The organism is Paenibacillus sp. J22FR21, from assembly GCF_056269135.1.
This window is the reverse complement of sequence record NZ_JBWDNJ010000001.1, coordinates 473,973-489,052: the sequence shown is the minus strand read 5'-3', so window position 1 is coordinate 489,052 and position 15,080 is coordinate 473,973. Positions and strand designations below refer to the sequence as shown.

General features: G+C 49.6%; 16 protein-coding genes. 3 read left to right on the top strand and 13 right to left on the bottom strand.

The window, feature by feature from the left end; translation table 11 throughout:
- Positions 1-190 precede the first annotated feature (190 nt).
- Together rpmF and AC0YNS_RS02410 are read right to left on the bottom strand one after the other, a co-directional pair.
- Positions 191-364, bottom strand: a complete 174-nt coding sequence (gene rpmF, locus AC0YNS_RS02415; RefSeq protein ID WP_090976607.1) for a 50S ribosomal protein L32 — start codon at positions 362-364, stop codon at positions 191-193.
- A 117-nt stretch (positions 365-481) separates the two neighbouring features.
- Positions 482-982, bottom strand: a complete 501-nt coding sequence (locus AC0YNS_RS02410; protein ID WP_475779444.1) for a YceD family protein — start codon at positions 980-982, stop codon at positions 482-484.
- Between the two features lie 115 nt (positions 983-1,097).
- Here AC0YNS_RS02410 and AC0YNS_RS02405 point away from each other — a divergent pair, with 115 nt between their 5' ends.
- The gene (locus AC0YNS_RS02405; protein ID WP_475779443.1) at positions 1,098-2,339 is read left to right on the top strand and encodes a nucleotidyltransferase; all 1,242 of its coding nucleotides are present in this window, start codon (positions 1,098-1,100) and stop codon (positions 2,337-2,339) included.
- Between the two features lie 100 nt (positions 2,340-2,439).
- Positions 2,440-3,639, top strand: coding sequence for a nucleoside recognition domain-containing protein (locus tag AC0YNS_RS02400; protein ID WP_475779442.1), 1,200 nt, complete (start codon positions 2,440-2,442; stop codon positions 3,637-3,639).
- Here AC0YNS_RS02400 and coaD read toward each other — a convergent pair.
- Both coaD and rsmD read right to left on the bottom strand, forming a co-directional pair.
- Positions 3,636-4,148 carry a pantetheine-phosphate adenylyltransferase gene (gene coaD, locus AC0YNS_RS02395; RefSeq protein ID WP_475779441.1) on the bottom strand — a complete coding sequence of 171 codons (513 nt, stop codon included), beginning with the start codon at positions 4,146-4,148 and terminating at the stop codon, positions 3,636-3,638. The two genes, AC0YNS_RS02400 and coaD, sit on opposite strands and share 4 nt — an antisense overlap.
- Positions 4,149-4,150: 2 nt before the next feature.
- Positions 4,151-4,735, bottom strand: a complete 585-nt coding sequence (gene rsmD / locus AC0YNS_RS02390; protein WP_475780088.1) for a 16S rRNA (guanine(966)-N(2))-methyltransferase RsmD — start codon at positions 4,733-4,735, stop codon at positions 4,151-4,153.
- Between the two features lie 162 nt (positions 4,736-4,897).
- On the opposite strand from rsmD, the gene rocF reads away from it, so the two are divergent.
- Positions 4,898-5,806, top strand: a complete 909-nt coding sequence (gene rocF / locus AC0YNS_RS02385) for an arginase (RefSeq protein WP_475779440.1) — start codon at positions 4,898-4,900, stop codon at positions 5,804-5,806.
- A 70-nt stretch (positions 5,807-5,876) separates the two neighbouring features.
- On the opposite strand, the gene AC0YNS_RS02380 is transcribed toward rocF, so the two are convergent.
- The 9 genes from AC0YNS_RS02380 to AC0YNS_RS02340 form a co-directional block, all read right to left on the bottom strand.
- Positions 5,877-6,842 (bottom strand): ABC transporter ATP-binding protein, encoded by a 966-nt coding sequence (locus tag AC0YNS_RS02380; RefSeq protein WP_475779439.1) that lies wholly within the window; start codon positions 6,840-6,842, stop codon positions 5,877-5,879.
- The gene (locus AC0YNS_RS02375; RefSeq protein WP_475779438.1) at positions 6,839-7,837 is read right to left on the bottom strand and encodes an ABC transporter ATP-binding protein; all 999 of its coding nucleotides are present in this window, start codon (positions 7,835-7,837) and stop codon (positions 6,839-6,841) included. Before AC0YNS_RS02375 ends, AC0YNS_RS02380 begins: the two co-directional genes overlap by 4 nt.
- Positions 7,838-7,857: 20 nt before the next feature.
- On the bottom strand, positions 7,858-8,805 hold the full coding sequence (locus tag AC0YNS_RS02370; protein WP_475779437.1) for an ABC transporter permease: 948 nt from the start codon (positions 8,803-8,805) through the stop codon (positions 7,858-7,860).
- Entirely contained in the window at positions 8,802-9,737 is a 936-nt protein-coding gene (locus AC0YNS_RS02365; RefSeq protein ID WP_090976621.1) for an ABC transporter permease, read from the bottom strand. The genes AC0YNS_RS02370 and AC0YNS_RS02365 overlap by 4 nt, the downstream gene beginning before the upstream one ends.
- 84 nt (positions 9,738-9,821) lie before the next feature.
- Positions 9,822-11,459, bottom strand: coding sequence for a peptide ABC transporter substrate-binding protein (locus tag AC0YNS_RS02360; protein ID WP_475779436.1), 1,638 nt, complete (start codon positions 11,457-11,459; stop codon positions 9,822-9,824).
- A gap of 269 nt (positions 11,460-11,728) precedes the next feature.
- Positions 11,729-12,922 carry a peptidylprolyl isomerase gene (locus AC0YNS_RS02355; RefSeq protein WP_475779435.1) on the bottom strand — a complete coding sequence of 398 codons (1,194 nt, stop codon included), beginning with the start codon at positions 12,920-12,922 and terminating at the stop codon, positions 11,729-11,731.
- 118 nt (positions 12,923-13,040) lie between these two features.
- A complete protein-coding gene (locus tag AC0YNS_RS02350; RefSeq protein WP_475779434.1) occupies positions 13,041-13,730 on the bottom strand; it encodes an LrgB family protein in 690 nt (229 codons plus the stop codon).
- Positions 13,720-14,076: a CidA/LrgA family protein gene (locus AC0YNS_RS02345; protein ID WP_475779433.1), complete on the bottom strand. Its 357-nt coding sequence runs from the start codon at positions 14,074-14,076 to the stop codon at positions 13,720-13,722. The genes AC0YNS_RS02350 and AC0YNS_RS02345 overlap by 11 nt, the downstream gene beginning before the upstream one ends.
- A gap of 4 nt (positions 14,077-14,080) precedes the next feature.
- Positions 14,081-15,037, bottom strand: a complete 957-nt coding sequence (locus tag AC0YNS_RS02340; RefSeq protein WP_475779432.1) for a D-2-hydroxyacid dehydrogenase — start codon at positions 15,035-15,037, stop codon at positions 14,081-14,083.
- Positions 15,038-15,080: the final 43 nt, after the last annotated feature.

Below are 15,080 nucleotides of genomic sequence, written 5' to 3'. Positions count from 1 at the left end.
CCTAATGTTCTAAGTATGTACCTCGGCTGATTATCGTACACCATGTTTGAGCACACTGATTACAATCAGCTATTATAACCAGGTACTAATAGTATAGTCAAGAAAGCAGCCGAGCGCAATGTTTGACCGCCATTTCGGGCAAAAAAATAGCACTTCATCACGGGATGAAGTACTATTACTACGCTTATAACTATTGTTTGATGATCTCTCTTGATTTGTAAGTTCCGCACACTTTGCATACCCGGTGAGCCAATTTCAACTCTCCGCATTGATCGCATTTAATCATACCCGGCACCGCGAGTTTAAAGTGCGTACGACGTTTGTCACGACGTGTTTTAGATGTTCTACGTTGTGGTACTGCCATGTTTCCCACCTCCTTAACAGAATTCCAACCTTCTTCCGGATCAAAAACGGAATAGATATTCCCCTTATGATCCTTGGAACAAAACGAAATTCAAAATCAGCGAATTCCGTTTTGTTCCTACTTAAACAAATCTTTCAACGCGGCTAGTCTGGGATCGATATCGTCCTTTTGGCATCCGCAATTTGTCTCATTTAAGTTGGTGCCGCATGTGTGGCAAAGTCCTTTGCAGTCCTCTGAACAAAGCGGTACGAAAGGCAAAGCGAGCATCAGCATCTCTTCAAGAAATGGCTCAAACTCAAGCTTGTCCTCCTCCACCGGAATGATTTCTTCTTCCTCAGATCCGTCTAAAGCGGCTTTCGGCTTGAAACGCTCGTGAAACGGAACGACAACATGTTCTTTCGTCGACTCCAAACACCGCGAGCATGCAAGATCGACATCAACGGACAGTTCGCCCTCCACATGAGCAATACCATCTCCGCCCCAAGCTGTCATGTTGACTTGCATAGGGTCTGCATGTAATACGTCTTTACGAACTTGCAGCAGCCAATCCGTATTTAAGCTAGACTGAGTGGGAACTTTCAATCCTTTGGCGATTAATTCCCGGACATAAATCTCCATACCATCACTCCAAACAAACAAAGTTTATTATATCGACTATTGAATCGTTTTGTCAACATTTTCACGCCGTGATATAGTGAAAAAATACCCTATCCCCTTTTGGAGGCTTACATTCATGCGAACCGTCGGGCTCATTGTCGAGTATAACCCATTTCATAACGGACATCACTATCATTTGCAGCAATCGCTCAAAATAACGGAAAGCGACGCCGTCATCGCCGTCATGAGCGGCCACTTCCTGCAGCGCGGCGAACCTGCGCTGCTTAATAAATGGACGCGCACCGAGATGGCGCTGCGCGGAGGCTGCGACGTCGTCATCGAGCTGCCTGTCGCCTATTCTACGCAGGCGGCAGAATGGTTCGGCTACGGCGCGGTCGCGCTTCTAGAGGCGACAGGCGTCGTAGACGCGCTCTGCTTCGGCAGCGAGGCCGGCGAGATTGATCCGCTGCGCCGAGTTGCCCGGCTGCTCGGGCATGAGCCGGCGGCCTTCAGCGCGCTCATGGCGGATTGCCTGCGGACCGGCGCCAGCTATCCCGCGGCTTACAGCGAAGCTGTGCGCTTGTATATGGAAGCGGCCGGCGATGCTGAAGCGGCCGCTTTCCCGCTTGCACAGCCGAACAACACGCTGGGGCTGCATTATTTGCTTGCGCTCGAGCGGCTTGGCAGCGCAATAGAGCCTTTCTCTCTCAAGCGCGAGAAGGCCGGCTACTCGCAGACGACCATTACGGATGCGCAAATCGCAAGCGCTACGGCGATCCGCAAGTTGACGCTTGAGGCTGCTTCCCCCGAAGAAGCCGCACCTTACGTGCCGCGTTCAACACTCGAGCTGCTGCTGCGCGATCATGCGATCGGCAGAGGGCGTAACAGTTGGGAGCAATATATGTCGCAGCTGTTTCATAAGCTCGCCAGCGAGTCGACAACCACACTTGGCAGCTATCACGAAATGACCGAAGGCTTGGAATATCGGCTGAAGAAGACACTCCCTGCGCTCGATACGCTTGCCTTTGAACCATTGCTCGATAAACTAAAGACGAAACGCTACACGCGTACGAAACTTCAGCGCGCGCTGCTCTCCATACTGCTCGGACATTCGAAGGAACTTTTATCACCGGAGCGACTGCGCACCGGCATTCAATACATAAGAATACTCGGATACAGCCCTCGAGGGCAAGAGCTGCTTAAGCGAATGCGCAAGTCAGCCAAGCTTCCGATCTTAAACAGCGCTGCGAGGTCACAGCAAGCCGATCCCTATCTCGAGCTTGATGTTCAAGCTACTTCGGTATATGCGCTCGGTTGGCCGGATGCAAGCCCTCGTGATCTCTTCCGCGACTATTACGAGAGACCGATCACAATCTAAGACGGATTTCATGACTTAGGTCTATCCTTACGCAGACAAGCGTAAAAATGTAGTGGCTGTGTTTGTCCCAGTCACTACATGAACCAATGGAGTGAAACCCATGACGCGAACCATCATGCTCGCATGTTTGTCGATATTGCTCGTCGCTTCTATTATCCTTCGGCCGGGCGAAGCCTTTCAAGCGTCCTTGCAAGGGCTCACTGTCTGGTGGAATCTCGTCTTCCCCGGACTGCTCCCATTCCTTACTTTACTTGAGCTGATGCTCGCCTTCGGCGCGATTCACGGCTTCGGAGCGTTGCTTCAGCCGCTCATGCGCAAGCTGTTTCGTCTGCCTGGCGAAGCCGGCATTGCGATAGCACTGGGATGGTCCGGAGGTTTCCCCTGCGGTGCGGAGACGACAGCCGCGCTTCGTCGCAGCGAAACGGTAACCGCCCCCGAAGGACAGAGACTGCTCGCACTGACACATATGCCAAGCCCTCTGTTCATGCTTCTCGTCGTCGGAGCAGGCTTCTTAAAACAACCGGCAGTCGGGGCCGCAATTGCCGCAGCCGTATGGGTCTCCGCACTGCTCACAGCATTCCTTCACGCTCGTTTCACCAAACCTAAACCTGCCGCTTCAAGCAAGCAATCTCAGCCATCTGCATCCCTGTCCATACTGCTGAAACAAGCGGCGGTCGCCATGCTGGCCGCAAGAAAACGCGATGGCCGAACCTTCGGCAAAGTGCTTGGCGATTCCGTTACCATCTCCGTCTACAAGCTGATGGCCATTGGCGGCTTCATGATGTTCGGTGCCGTTCTCGTTAAGCTCATACAGCCGCTGCTGCCGCAAGGTACGCCTGCTTTCCTGCTGCCCGGGCTAATCGAAAGCCATATCGGCACGTACGCTGCGGCTTCATCGACTTTCACAGGCGGACTGCCTTGGAACGCGGCAGCTATCGCAGCCGTACTCAGCTTCGGCGGCTTAAGCGCCCTCCTCCAAGCCGGCAGCGCCATCACCGGTACCGGCTTATCTCTGAAGCGGCTCGCCGCTACACGGCTCATTCAGAGCCTGCTCGCATTCATCCTTACCCTTGCAGCATGGAATCCGATGACTTCACTGCTCGGACGCATCGTCCCTGCTGCCGCTCCTGTTATGGAACAAACCGAAAAGACAGGCGCCGCCTCGAATGCAATCATCCACGCGGGTGATTTACATTCACTGTGGCCGTATACACCTGTCCTGTTGGTACTATTCCTCTTCATCTTGCTGGCACTCTTGATCGCTTCTATGCTGGCCGTACCTCAATCAAAGGCCAATTAATCCTGATCCGCATATTTGGCAATCAGCGCTTCTCGCACCTCATCAGGCACCAGGTCCTGAACGTTACCTTTAAACTTAGCAATTTCTTTCACGATACTGGAGCTCAAATACGAATATTTGGGATTTGTCATCATAAATATCGTCTCGATTTCGCCATCAAGCTGATGATTGGTCGAAGCCATCTGGAGCTCATATTCAAAGTCCGTAACCGATCGAATACCGCGCACGATACAATCCGCATTGCGCGAGCGCATGAAATTAACGAGCAGATCACGGAAGCTGTCGATCGTCACGTTCGGCAGTTCTTTGGTGATTTCGGTTAACAGCGCTTTGCGCTCCTCCACCGTAAACAGCGGATTTTTGCTGGAATTGTTCAGGACCGCAACGATCAAATGATCAAACTGCTTTGCCGCGCGTTTAATAATATCCAAATGCCCGCATGTAACAGGATCAAAGCTGCCCGGATATACGGCAACTCGCTGTTTCGGCATTCCTGTTGGTGTCGTCATGCTTACGCCTCCATATGTACATTCGACTCTGCAATCTTCTCAAACCGGTAAATAGTCACTGCCGTGTCGCCATACTTCGAATGTCTGATCTGCCGGAATACATCCATCGTCTCCGGATAAACATGGTCAGCATCATGCTCGACGACGATCGTCGCGGCAGTGAGGAGCAGATCGCGTTCTGCCAGCTCATTCATTAAACTGTCCATTTCTTTCATTCGGTAAGGCGGGTCAAGAAAAACGAGCTCAAACTTAAGTCCGCGCTTCGCCAGTGCTTTCACCGCTCGCACAGCCTCCGTACGATAAATTTCCGCTTGTTCCGCCAACCCGGCAGCCTGCACATTTTGCTTGATAATCTCAATGCTTCCTCCGTCCAAATCGACAAAAACCGCGCGTTCCATCCCTCTGCTTAACGACTCAATACCTAACCCCCCGGTACCGGCGAAGAGATCAAGTACAAGCCCGCCATCGAAGAAGGGACCAATCATACTGAAAATCGCTTCTTTAACTTTATCGGTTGTCGGACGAGTATTCTTACCCGGCACTGCCTTTAAGGTCCGGCCTTTCGCCGTGCCTGCAATTACTCTCAAAGCTGCTCTTGCCCCTTTCACCTTAGCCATCCTTACTGCTGCTTGTATCGTACCACAATTAGGCCTGCATGTTAAAGGATTGCCTCCGGATTGTCATGTCTTCGCCCCTTCGCGTCTATATATAACCATGCAGGCGCAACGCATTCCATAGGAGGGATTCCCATGAACAAAGAGCGGCAGCCCGTAACAGTCCTTCCCGTCCCTTTTCATTACGGAGCCAGCAGACCCGGTGCAAGCGGCGGTCCGGAGGCCGTCCTACAAGCAGGGTTACCCGAGAAGCTTCAGTTGTTGAATCAGAGTTACTCTATATTACCTTGGGCAGAATCCGCTGAATCGGCGATCGAACGCCGGACACTGGAACGGTTACGCAACTGGGGACGCGTGCTTGCGATGAGTGAAGTTCTCGCACAATCGGTGCAATCCGCTATCGCAAACGAATCCTTCCCGCTCACAATAGGAGGAGATCATAGCATCGCGATCGGCACCATCGCCGGAATTACAGAGCATATTCAACAGTTAGGTGTCGTCTGGATTGATGCACATGCCGATATGAATACACCGGAAACGTCCCTGACGGGCAATATTCACGGGATGGCCTTGGCCGCTAGTCTTGGACTTGGCGATTCGCGATTTACCGATCTGCTCGGGCGATCACCTAAATTACAAGCCAAGCGTGTCGTACTTGTCGGTGTGCGAGAACTGGACGAAGGCGAGAAAAGAAATATATACGAAACCGGCATTACCTGCTTCACCATGCACGATATCGATCGACTCGGGATGGGGCGTGTGATGGAGAAAGCGATCGCAATCGCTTCGTATGGCTCCGAAAGTGTGCACGTCAGCTTCGACATCGACAGCGTCGATCCGGGCGAAGCTCCGGGCACGGGCACTCCCGTACGCGGCGGCCTAAATTACAGAGAGGCGCATTTGGCCATGGAGATGTTATTTGATTGCGGAATGGTAACCTCCGCCGATATCGTAGAAGTAAACCCGCTGCTGGATACGAATGGCCGTACTGCCAGACTCGCTGTCGAGCTTATCGGCTCATTGCTCGGGGAACGTATATTATAGAAGATACAAGTTACACGAATACGCCAAAAAGGACGATTCGCATGAGATGCGAACCGTCCTTCTCATTTAATTAAGCATAATGGCAGGCAGCCCATTGGTCAGGTGCAACCTCTCGGAATGCAGGCACTTCTGCAGCGCATTTCTCTGTTGCAAACGGACAGCGTGTCCGGAAATTACAGCCGCTAGGCGGGTTAACCGGACTCGGCAGTTCGCCTGTCAGGACGATACGCTCTTTGTTCTCTTCCACATCCGGATCCGGTACCGGAATCGCGGACATCAGCGCTTTGGTATACGGATGCTTCGGATTGGCGTAGAGATCTTCGCTGCTTGCAAGCTCAACCATTTTACCCAAATACATTACGGCAACACGGTCACTGATATGTTTTACCATCGCAAGGTCATGCGCGATAAACAAGTACGTCAAGCCGTAATCGCGCTGCAAATCCTGCAGCAAATTGACTACTTGCGCTTGGATGGAAACGTCCAGCGCAGAGATCGGCTCATCGCAAACGATAAACTTCGGATTGAGCGCAAGTGCGCGAGCAATCCCGATCCGCTGACGCTGACCGCCGGAGAATTCATGCGGATAACGCTTCGCGTGATCCGAACGAAGACCTACACGGTCAAGCAAGCGCTCAACCTGCAGTTTTCTTTCCTTGGCACTGCCAGCCAAACCGTGAATATCAAGCGGTTCGGCAATCAGGTTCTCAACTTTCCAACGCGGATTCAGCGAAGCATATGGATCTTGGAATACCATTTGCATTTCGCGTCTAAGCGCCTTCAGCTTGGAACCTTTTGCTGTCATAATGTCTTGACCTTGGAACTTCACAGCTCCTGCAGTCGGTTCATATAGACGAAGGAGGGTACGTCCCGCTGTTGATTTGCCACAGCCGGATTCTCCTACCATGCCAAGCGTCTCGCCTTTGCGGATACCAAATGAAATATCATTAACCGCTTTGACCGTTTTGCCATTGCCAATATCGAAGTGCTTCATCAAATGATCGACTTCGATCAACATGTCATTGTTTGATTTCATGCACTTTCTCCCCCTTTGAGGGCCGCGTCATGCAACCAGCACTTAGCTGCTTGCGTTTCGCTGATTGTGTAAGCAGCAGGATCGTTGTCTACACAGATCCGCATCGCTTCATCACAACGCGCGCAGAACGCGCAGCCAGTCGGCGGCGATGACATATCCGGCGGTGTTCCGATAATCGGAATAAGCGGCTCATTCTTATCATGATCCAAACGAGGAAGGGAACGAAGCAGCCCTCTCGTGTATGGATGTTGTGGATTTTTGAAAATCTCTTGCTTCGTGCCGGTTTCGACAACTTTACCCGCATACATAACAACGACACGATCACACATATCGGCAACGATACCAAGGTCATGTGTAATCAGGATGATCGATGTGCCGGTTTTTTTCTGCAAATCCTTCATCAACGTCATAATTTGCGCTTGAATCGTTACGTCTAGTGCAGTTGTCGGCTCATCCGCTATTAGAAGCGTTGGATTACATGCAAGTGCGATTGCAATCATAACACGCTGACGCATACCGCCTGAGAACTGATGCGGGAACTGCTTTACACGTTCGCCCGCATTTGGAATACCAACCAAATTCAGCAATTCAACCGCACGGCTATTTGCATCCGATGCGCTCATTTTCTGATGTTTGATAAGAACTTCCGTAATTTGGCGACCTACTGTAAGCGTAGGATTAAGGGAAGTCATCGGATCTTGGAAGATCATGCCGATCTCCTTACCGCGAATGGACTCCATCTCTTTCTCGCTTTTGCTTAGAAGATCTTCGCCCATAAATTTAATGGACCCCTTCTTGTACACACCCGGAGGTGTAGGGATCAGACGAAGAATAGATTGAGCGGTAACGCTCTTGCCGCTGCCGGACTCGCCGACAATGGCAACAGACTCTCCTGGGTTAATTTCCAAATCAACCCCGCGAACAGCCTGAACCTCTCCACCGCGCACGTGAAACGAGATATGCAAATCAGAAATACTTAGAATCGGATTACTCATAAGCTCACTCCCTGCGCTGTTTATTTTTTCATTTTCGGATCGAACGCATCTTGAAGACCGTCACCGAAAATGTTGAAGGCAAGCATTGTAATACTCAACAAGGATGCAGGAATCAGCATCAGCCATGGGTACAGTGTCCAAGAGGACATCGCTTCGCCAATCAATGTACCAAGCGAAGCTGCCGGCGATTGAACGCCTAGACCCAAGAAGCTTAGGAATGCTTCTGCAAATATAGCGGACGGTACCGACAACGTTACGGTAACGATGATCGGGCCGAGTGTATTCGGAATCAAGTGACGGAACAAAATCCGGGAACCGCTGGCGCCCATCGATTGTGCAGCAAGCACGTATTCATGGTTCTTCAGCTGCAAAATTTGACCGCGAACGATCCACGACATCGTAATCCAACCGGTGATGGATAGTGCGATAATGATGGTCGTAAGACCTGAGCCCATTACGACGGACAGCAAGATAACGACAAGCAGATGCGGAATGGCATAAAGCACTTCAGCAAGCTTGTTCATTGCATCGCCGACACGTTTGCCTGCAAAGCCCATAATACCGCCATAAGCAACACCAATTACAAGGTCGATAAAAGCAGCCGTAAAACCAACAAGAAGGGAGATACGAACGCCCATCCATGTTCTCGTAAAGAGATCACGGCCTAGGTTATCTGTTCCAAACCAGTGCTTGCCCGATGGCGAAGCATAGGTATTCTTCAAATCGTTCGTAGATGAATCATAAGGCGAAAACATCGGACAAACAACTGCCAAAATTATCATGACGATCAGGACATACATCCCTGTAATCGCCCATTTGTTCTTCTGAAGACGTGCCCAGTTCTCTTGGAACGTGGAACGGCTTGGAGCTGTAATCACTTCAGCTTCTGTATGTCTTTGCTTCAATTTTTCAAATGGCGCTTTAGCAATCTGCTCTTCCAGGTGCAGTTCTTTCAGACGCGTACTCATTTTTTAACGACACCTCCGCTGACTTTGATACGCGGATCGACAAGAATGTAAGCCACATCTGTCAAGAAGCGTGCTGCCATAAGAATTACGGCGTAGAAAATCGTAATACCCATAATGAGCGTGTAGTCGCGGTTAGTGATACTGTCCACGAAGTGAGCACCCAAACCCGGCAGACCATAAATTTGTTCAACTACGACGGAACCTGTAATGATGTTCGCTGTCATTGGACCCAGATAGGTAACAACCGGCAAAATACCGTTACGAAGTCCGTGCTGCCACAGAATAGCTGACGGCGTCAACCCTTTTGCCTTAGCAGTACGAATATAGTCCGAGGTCAGTACCTCGAGCATTGTTGAACGCGTTAATCTCGCGATGAATGCAATAGGGAGTGTCGACAAGGTGATTACAGGAAGCACGTAATCGAGCGGGCTTTCCAACCCTGCAACATTAAATATCGGCACCTTAACGGCAAGATAATATTGGATCATGGCACCGATAACGAAGTTTGGAACCGAAATACCGATAACGGCAATAAACATCGCCAGGTTATCAATCAATTTCTTATGTCTTAGCGCTGCCATCATACCGAGGTAAATCCCGACAATTACCGAAACAACTACTGCAATCAAACCAATTTTAAGCGAAGTACCGAAGGAATCCGTAATAATACTCGATACAGTACGGTTCTGACTTCTCATGGATTCACCAAGATTAAGTTGGAACAGGTTTTTCATGTAAATCGCGTATTGCGTGCCAATCGGTTTATCCAAGCCGTAATGCGCCATAATTTGCGCTTTAATCTCCGGCGGAATTGCTTTTTCTTGTGTGAAAGGGTCCCCTGGGACAGCCTTCATCAAGAAAAAGGTTGCGGTGGCTAGAATTAGCAACGAAATCACAATATTAACGAACTTACCACCTAAATACCGAGCCATCCCAAGCCCCCCCAATCAAAGAGAAGGGATATATATGGGGAACCCACATATATCCCTATACCCCTTAGTATTTTCTTGCTGTTATTATTTTTCGATCGAGATACGAGTGTAGTCAACGTTGCCGCTGTAGTCAACAACCGCATTTTTCACATACGATTTAACCAATTGAGCGGACGAGTAGTAGTAAAGCGGCATAAGTGCTTGATTGTCGCCAATCAGCAATTTCTCTGCTTTAGCCATAGCGTCTACACGTTTTTGTTGATCGTTAGTGCTGTAAGCTTCTTTAACCAGTGCATCGTACTCTGGGCTTGCGAAGCCGATATCGTTGTTACCGCCTTTGGATGTGAACATGTCGATGAAAGTCATCGGGTCATTGTAGTCAGCACCCCAACCAGCGCGTGCAACATCATAGTTCAAGCTTTGACGGTTTTTCAAGAATACTTTCCACTCTTGAAGATCCAGTTTAACTGTGATGCCAAGGTTCGTTTTCCACATGTCAGCGATTGCTTCAGCAACGTTCTTGTGAAGACCTTCGTTGAAGGAAAGCGAGAATTCAGGCATCGAAGTCATGCCTTCTTCAGCCAAACCTTCTGCAAGCAATTTCTTAGCTTCTGTTACATCTTCTTTGAAGTAGTCGTCTTTCACTTCGGAACGGTATTCGCCGTTCACGCCGTGGATACCAGTGGAAACGAAACCGTAAGCAGGTACTTGTCCGGCTTTAGTTACGTTGTCAACGATTGCTTGACGGTCTACAGCCATTGCAAGAGCTTTACGAACTTTTGCGTTGTTGAAAGGTTTCTTTTGGTTGTTGAAGTTGTAGTAGTATGTGCTTGCAATACCTTTTACAGACAATTCTTTGTTGTTTTCTTTACGGAACTTGTCAAGCTGTTCCGGCGGGATGCTGCCTGTTGGAGCGCCTGCCCAGTCAAGTTGACCTGTTTTGTACATGTTTAGCTCTGTGTTAGCGTCTTTAACCATCGAGAATTTAACGCTGGACAATTTGATTTCGTCTTTAGCCCAGTAGTTCTCGTTAGGTACAAGCTCAATGGAATCGCCGTGTTTCCACGATGCCAGTTTGAAAGGACCATTGCTGATGTAGTCTTTGGACTCAGCAGCCCAGTTAGCATTCTCTTTCGCCGATTTGTGAACCGGGAAGGAAGTGAAGAACGCTGTGATATTCAAGAAGTATGGAGTCGGGTTTTCCAACAGTACTTCAAGCGTTTTATCATCGAGTGCTTTAACGCCGACTTGTGCAGGATCAGCGATGTGATCCGGGTTGTCTTGCTCGATGTTATAGTTTTGTGCATTTTTGATGTAATAGAGCTGGTAAGCATATGGAGCCGGTGGGTTTAGCTTAGGATCCAAAGTACGTTTCCAGGAGTATTCGAAATCGCCTGCAGTAACAGGGTCACCATTGGACCATTTCGCGTCATCGCGAAGGTGGAACGTGAATTTCTTGCCGTCTTCCGAAATATCCCATTTCTCAGCTACGCCTGGAACGATATTACCTTTGTCGTCCATACGTGTCAGACCCTCAAAGAGTCCGCTCAGCACAGTGAAGGATACTTGATCCTGTGCTTGTGCAACATCGAGACTAGGCGGCTCGGATGTAAGGTTCATCCGGAACGTTTGATCGCTACCCGATCCGCTTTTTCCGCAGGCAGACAATACGCCTGTTAGAACGAGCATGAGTGAAACTAGAACTAGCATTTTCTTTTTCATTCTTAGAACCCGCCTCCATGTTGATAAGTGTAATTTTTTAAACCCAGAGCCAATAATACAACGATTTTAAACATTTGTAAAACACATTTTGAACAGTTGTAAAGATTTACTATCTTTTCGTGTCATATAAGTTAACAAGAACGTGACTGGTAGCGTATTCAGCCCTTGTGCTCACTAGCTTTTACGAACTTATTGTGCCACAAAATAAGACGACCACCACAGGCCAAATTTTACCTGTGATGGTCGTCTTATTTATTTGGGTTTCGGGATTACTTTGCGTTTGTCGAACCGTTTGTCGCAGCATTGCCCGTAGTTGGTGCTTGCGCCGCATCCTCTGCAGCTGCATCTTTGATTGTGTTCGTGATTTTCGATTTGCTCTTCAGGTCTTCGAGCCAAGTCGGCGACAGCTCTTGTACCTTCTGCGCTATCAATTGCTCTTTAATATCGGCTTTCTTCTCATCAAGCGTTGCCGCCTTAGCAGCTTTATGATCGGTTGCTTTGATGATATGGAAGCCGTACTGCGTTTGAATCGGTGCGCTGATTTCGTCTTTCTTCAGCTTGAATGCAGCTTCTTCAAATGCCGGATCCATAGCGCCTTTGCCGAAGAAACCAAGGTCGCCGCCTTGTTCTTTGCTGCCTGGATCAGTGGACTTCTCTTTCGCCAACGTTGCAAAATCTGCGCCTTCTTTAAGCTGTTTCTCGATTGCATCCGCTTCTTCTTTGGTGGCTACAAGAATATGCGAAGCCTTCACTTGTTCCGCCTGATCGAATTGTGCTTTGTTTTGCTCAAAATACGTTTTAATATCTTCGTCCGTTACTTTCGCCTGTGGCTCCAGAATTTTGCGGATACGAAGCTGCATTGGTGTTTGTTTCTTCAAATCGTCAAGCGTCATACCTGCCTGCTGAAGCGCTGTCTCGAATTCCGCTTCGGATGGGAAACGCTTCTTGATGCTGTCGATTTCTTTCGTCACTTCAGCATCGCCTACAACGATGCCCGCTTTATCTGCTTCTTGCTTAATAAGCTCGTCCTGAATCATGTTGTCAAGCGTTTGCTCGCCGCCAACCTTCGCCATCTCGTCATACAATTGATCCTTCGTTATGGCCACGCCGTTAACGGAGCCCACTGTATCGCTGCTGCCGCCGCCGAATGGCATTTTTACAATGGTGAAGATCAAAATGACAGCTAGTCCGATCGAAATGTACATCCATGCCTTACCGTTATTCGTTGCTGCAGGAGCTGCTGCTACCTCTGGTACAGGCTGTACAACTGCAGGTTGTTGTTTATCCTCTTCGGTCTCTTCGACAGCCTGTTCCTTGTCCCTATCTGTCGATTCGTTTTGTTCAACAGCTGTAACCTCAGCCGTTTCATTCGAGGACATATCCTCTTTCGTTTCATTCGTTTCTTGCTCTACTGCCTCAAGCTCATTGTCATTCAAATTTTTCTCTTTATCTTTCTCGTTCAACTTGAAAACTCCCTTCCGGCATTTGCAATCAGTTTTAACATTACTGTGACACTATATCATGTATAACCCGCGTAAACCTTAAGATAAGATGAAATATGACGAAATAATCGAAAATTCGTCAAAACAGCCAAGCATGCACAGGCAGCAAAAGTACAGGCGTAAACATGGCGCAAGCAGCCATGGAGAAGCCGCTGAGACCTCCCTGCTCTTCAGACTCGGAAAGCAGCTTCGCCGACCCAATTCCATGTGCGGCAGCACCTATTGCTATCGACGAGGCAATGTTGTCTCGCACACCGCATAATCGCAGCAGCGGAGGACCTGCAATACTGCCGACAAGTCCGGTCAATACGGTAAGAGCGGCAGTTAGTTCCGGCGCTCCGCCCAGCCAGCCGGATAAATCAACGGCTACGGCGGCGGTTACCGACTTGGGCAGCGCCGAGCGAAGAAAGTCTTCCGTTCCGCCAAACAGCACTACACACAGAGCATTCACCAGAAGGCCTACAAAACTTCCAACAAGAGCACCAAGCAATAAAGACGGAAGCATGCGGCGAAGCCTCATGGCATGCTTATACAACGGAACCGCCATCGCAACCGTTGCTGGGCCGAGAAAAAAGGTCACGATATCTCCGCCCGCCCTATAGTCAGGATAGGAGATATCCCCAAGCAGCAGCACCAAATAAACAAGGATCGGTGCGCTCAGCAGCGGATGCAGCCAACCCCATCGACGCCTTATGAGTACGGCGGCAGCGTATGCGGCCAGCGTCAGTCCGATGCCAAACATTGGATCAGCGAACAGTTCACTCCTCATTCCCTGCACGCTCCTTCCGCTTAACCAGCATCTTGGTTGATAGTCCTGTTATGATTACGATCGTTAACGTCCCTGCGGTAAGACTAACAATCGCCGCTAACCAGGATGATCCGATTTGCGGACCGAATGCTGCTGCACCGGCCAGAAGCGGGATAAAGAACAGCATCATATGCCGATTCAGAAATCCCGCACTTTGTTCCACCCACTCCAGTTTCACGATGCCCATAAATAAAGCTGCTGACAGAAGCAGCAGCCCTAATACATGTGAGGGAAGCGGAACCGACGCAAACTGATGCAACAGCCAGCCCAACCCGTCAAAGCCCATAATAATGCAAAAACCGCGCATCGCCTTAGTTCACCTGATTGCGAATATCGCCTTGCATAAACAAGCGCAAATTATCTGCTGCAATCCCCATCAGTCTTCTTCGTGCTTCGACTGTTGCCCAGCCGATATGCGGGGTAATCGTACAATTAGCGGCATGCAGCAGCGGATGGTCGACTGCAGGCGGCTCCACACTCAGTACATCAAGTCCCGCTCCTGCAATCCGACCGCTGTTAAGTGCTTCCGCCAAATCCTGTTCCACGATATGACCGCCCCGTGCAGTGTTAATAAGGATCGCCGAGCGTTTCATGAGTCCTAATGTACGCTGGTTCACGAGTCCGGTAGTGTCCTGCGTCAAAGGACAGTGCAGCGAGATAACATCTGCTGTGCGGAACAATTCACTGTTATTGACAAAGGTAACCGATTCAAGACCCGGAACCTCGCGAGGGGTGCGCGTCTGTACGACAACATTCATACCGAAAGCTAACGCTGCTCTGGCAACCTGCTGACCGATTTGGCCATAGCCGACGATCCCCATCGTTTTGCCCGATAGCTCCATCAGAGGATGCAGTGAAAATGTAAAATCAGGTCCTGCAGACCAACGTCCGCTATGTACGGCACTGCTGTGGGCACTTACATGATAAGTCAGCTCCAGCATAAGCGCGAAGACCAATTGAACAACGGAATGCGTGCTGTAATCCGGCACATTCGTCACCACAATGCCATGCTCTGCAGCGGCTTTCGTATCCACGATGTTATAACCGGTAGCTAATACGCCGATGTATTGAAGCTCCGGCAACTTAGCGATTGTTTCCGCAGAAATCGGCGTTTTGTTCGTGATCACGATATCGGCACTTAACGCTCGATTCACAATATCCTCGCGCGCTGTCCGCTCATACACAATCAGCTCTCCAAGCTTGCTGAATTCAGCCCAATCCAGATCTCCCGGATTCAACGTAAATCCATCCAAGACTACAATCCTCATCGCTTATATCTCCCCTTCGTTCTGCAATAATCCGAGTATTTCT

Coding starts and splice junctions, on each gene's coding strand:
- rpmF (WP_090976607.1), bottom strand. CDS start 364: ATGGCAGTACCACAACGTAGAACATCTAAAACACGTCGTGACAAACGT.
- AC0YNS_RS02410 (WP_475779444.1), bottom strand. CDS start 982: ATGGAGATTTATGTCCGGGAATTAATCGCCAAAGGATTGAAAGTTCCC.
- AC0YNS_RS02405 (WP_475779443.1), top strand. CDS start 1,098: ATGCGAACCGTCGGGCTCATTGTCGAGTATAACCCATTTCATAACGGA.
- AC0YNS_RS02400 (WP_475779442.1), top strand. CDS start 2,440: ATGACGCGAACCATCATGCTCGCATGTTTGTCGATATTGCTCGTCGCT.
- coaD (WP_475779441.1), bottom strand. CDS start 4,148: ATGACGACACCAACAGGAATGCCGAAACAGCGAGTTGCCGTATATCCG.
- rocF (WP_475779440.1), top strand. CDS start 4,898: ATGAACAAAGAGCGGCAGCCCGTAACAGTCCTTCCCGTCCCTTTTCAT.
- AC0YNS_RS02380 (WP_475779439.1), bottom strand. CDS start 6,842: ATGAAATCAAACAATGACATGTTGATCGAAGTCGATCATTTGATGAAG.
- AC0YNS_RS02375 (WP_475779438.1), bottom strand. CDS start 7,837: ATGAGTAATCCGATTCTAAGTATTTCTGATTTGCATATCTCGTTTCAC.
- AC0YNS_RS02370 (WP_475779437.1), bottom strand. CDS start 8,805: ATGAGTACGCGTCTGAAAGAACTGCACCTGGAAGAGCAGATTGCTAAA.
- AC0YNS_RS02365 (WP_090976621.1), bottom strand. CDS start 9,737: ATGGCTCGGTATTTAGGTGGTAAGTTCGTTAATATTGTGATTTCGTTG.
- AC0YNS_RS02360 (WP_475779436.1), bottom strand. CDS start 11,459: ATGAAAAAGAAAATGCTAGTTCTAGTTTCACTCATGCTCGTTCTAACA.
- AC0YNS_RS02350 (WP_475779434.1), bottom strand. CDS start 13,730: ATGAGGAGTGAACTGTTCGCTGATCCAATGTTTGGCATCGGACTGACG.
- AC0YNS_RS02345 (WP_475779433.1), bottom strand. CDS start 14,076: ATGCGCGGTTTTTGCATTATTATGGGCTTTGACGGGTTGGGCTGGCTG.
- AC0YNS_RS02340 (WP_475779432.1), bottom strand. CDS start 15,037: ATGAGGATTGTAGTCTTGGATGGATTTACGTTGAATCCGGGAGATCTG.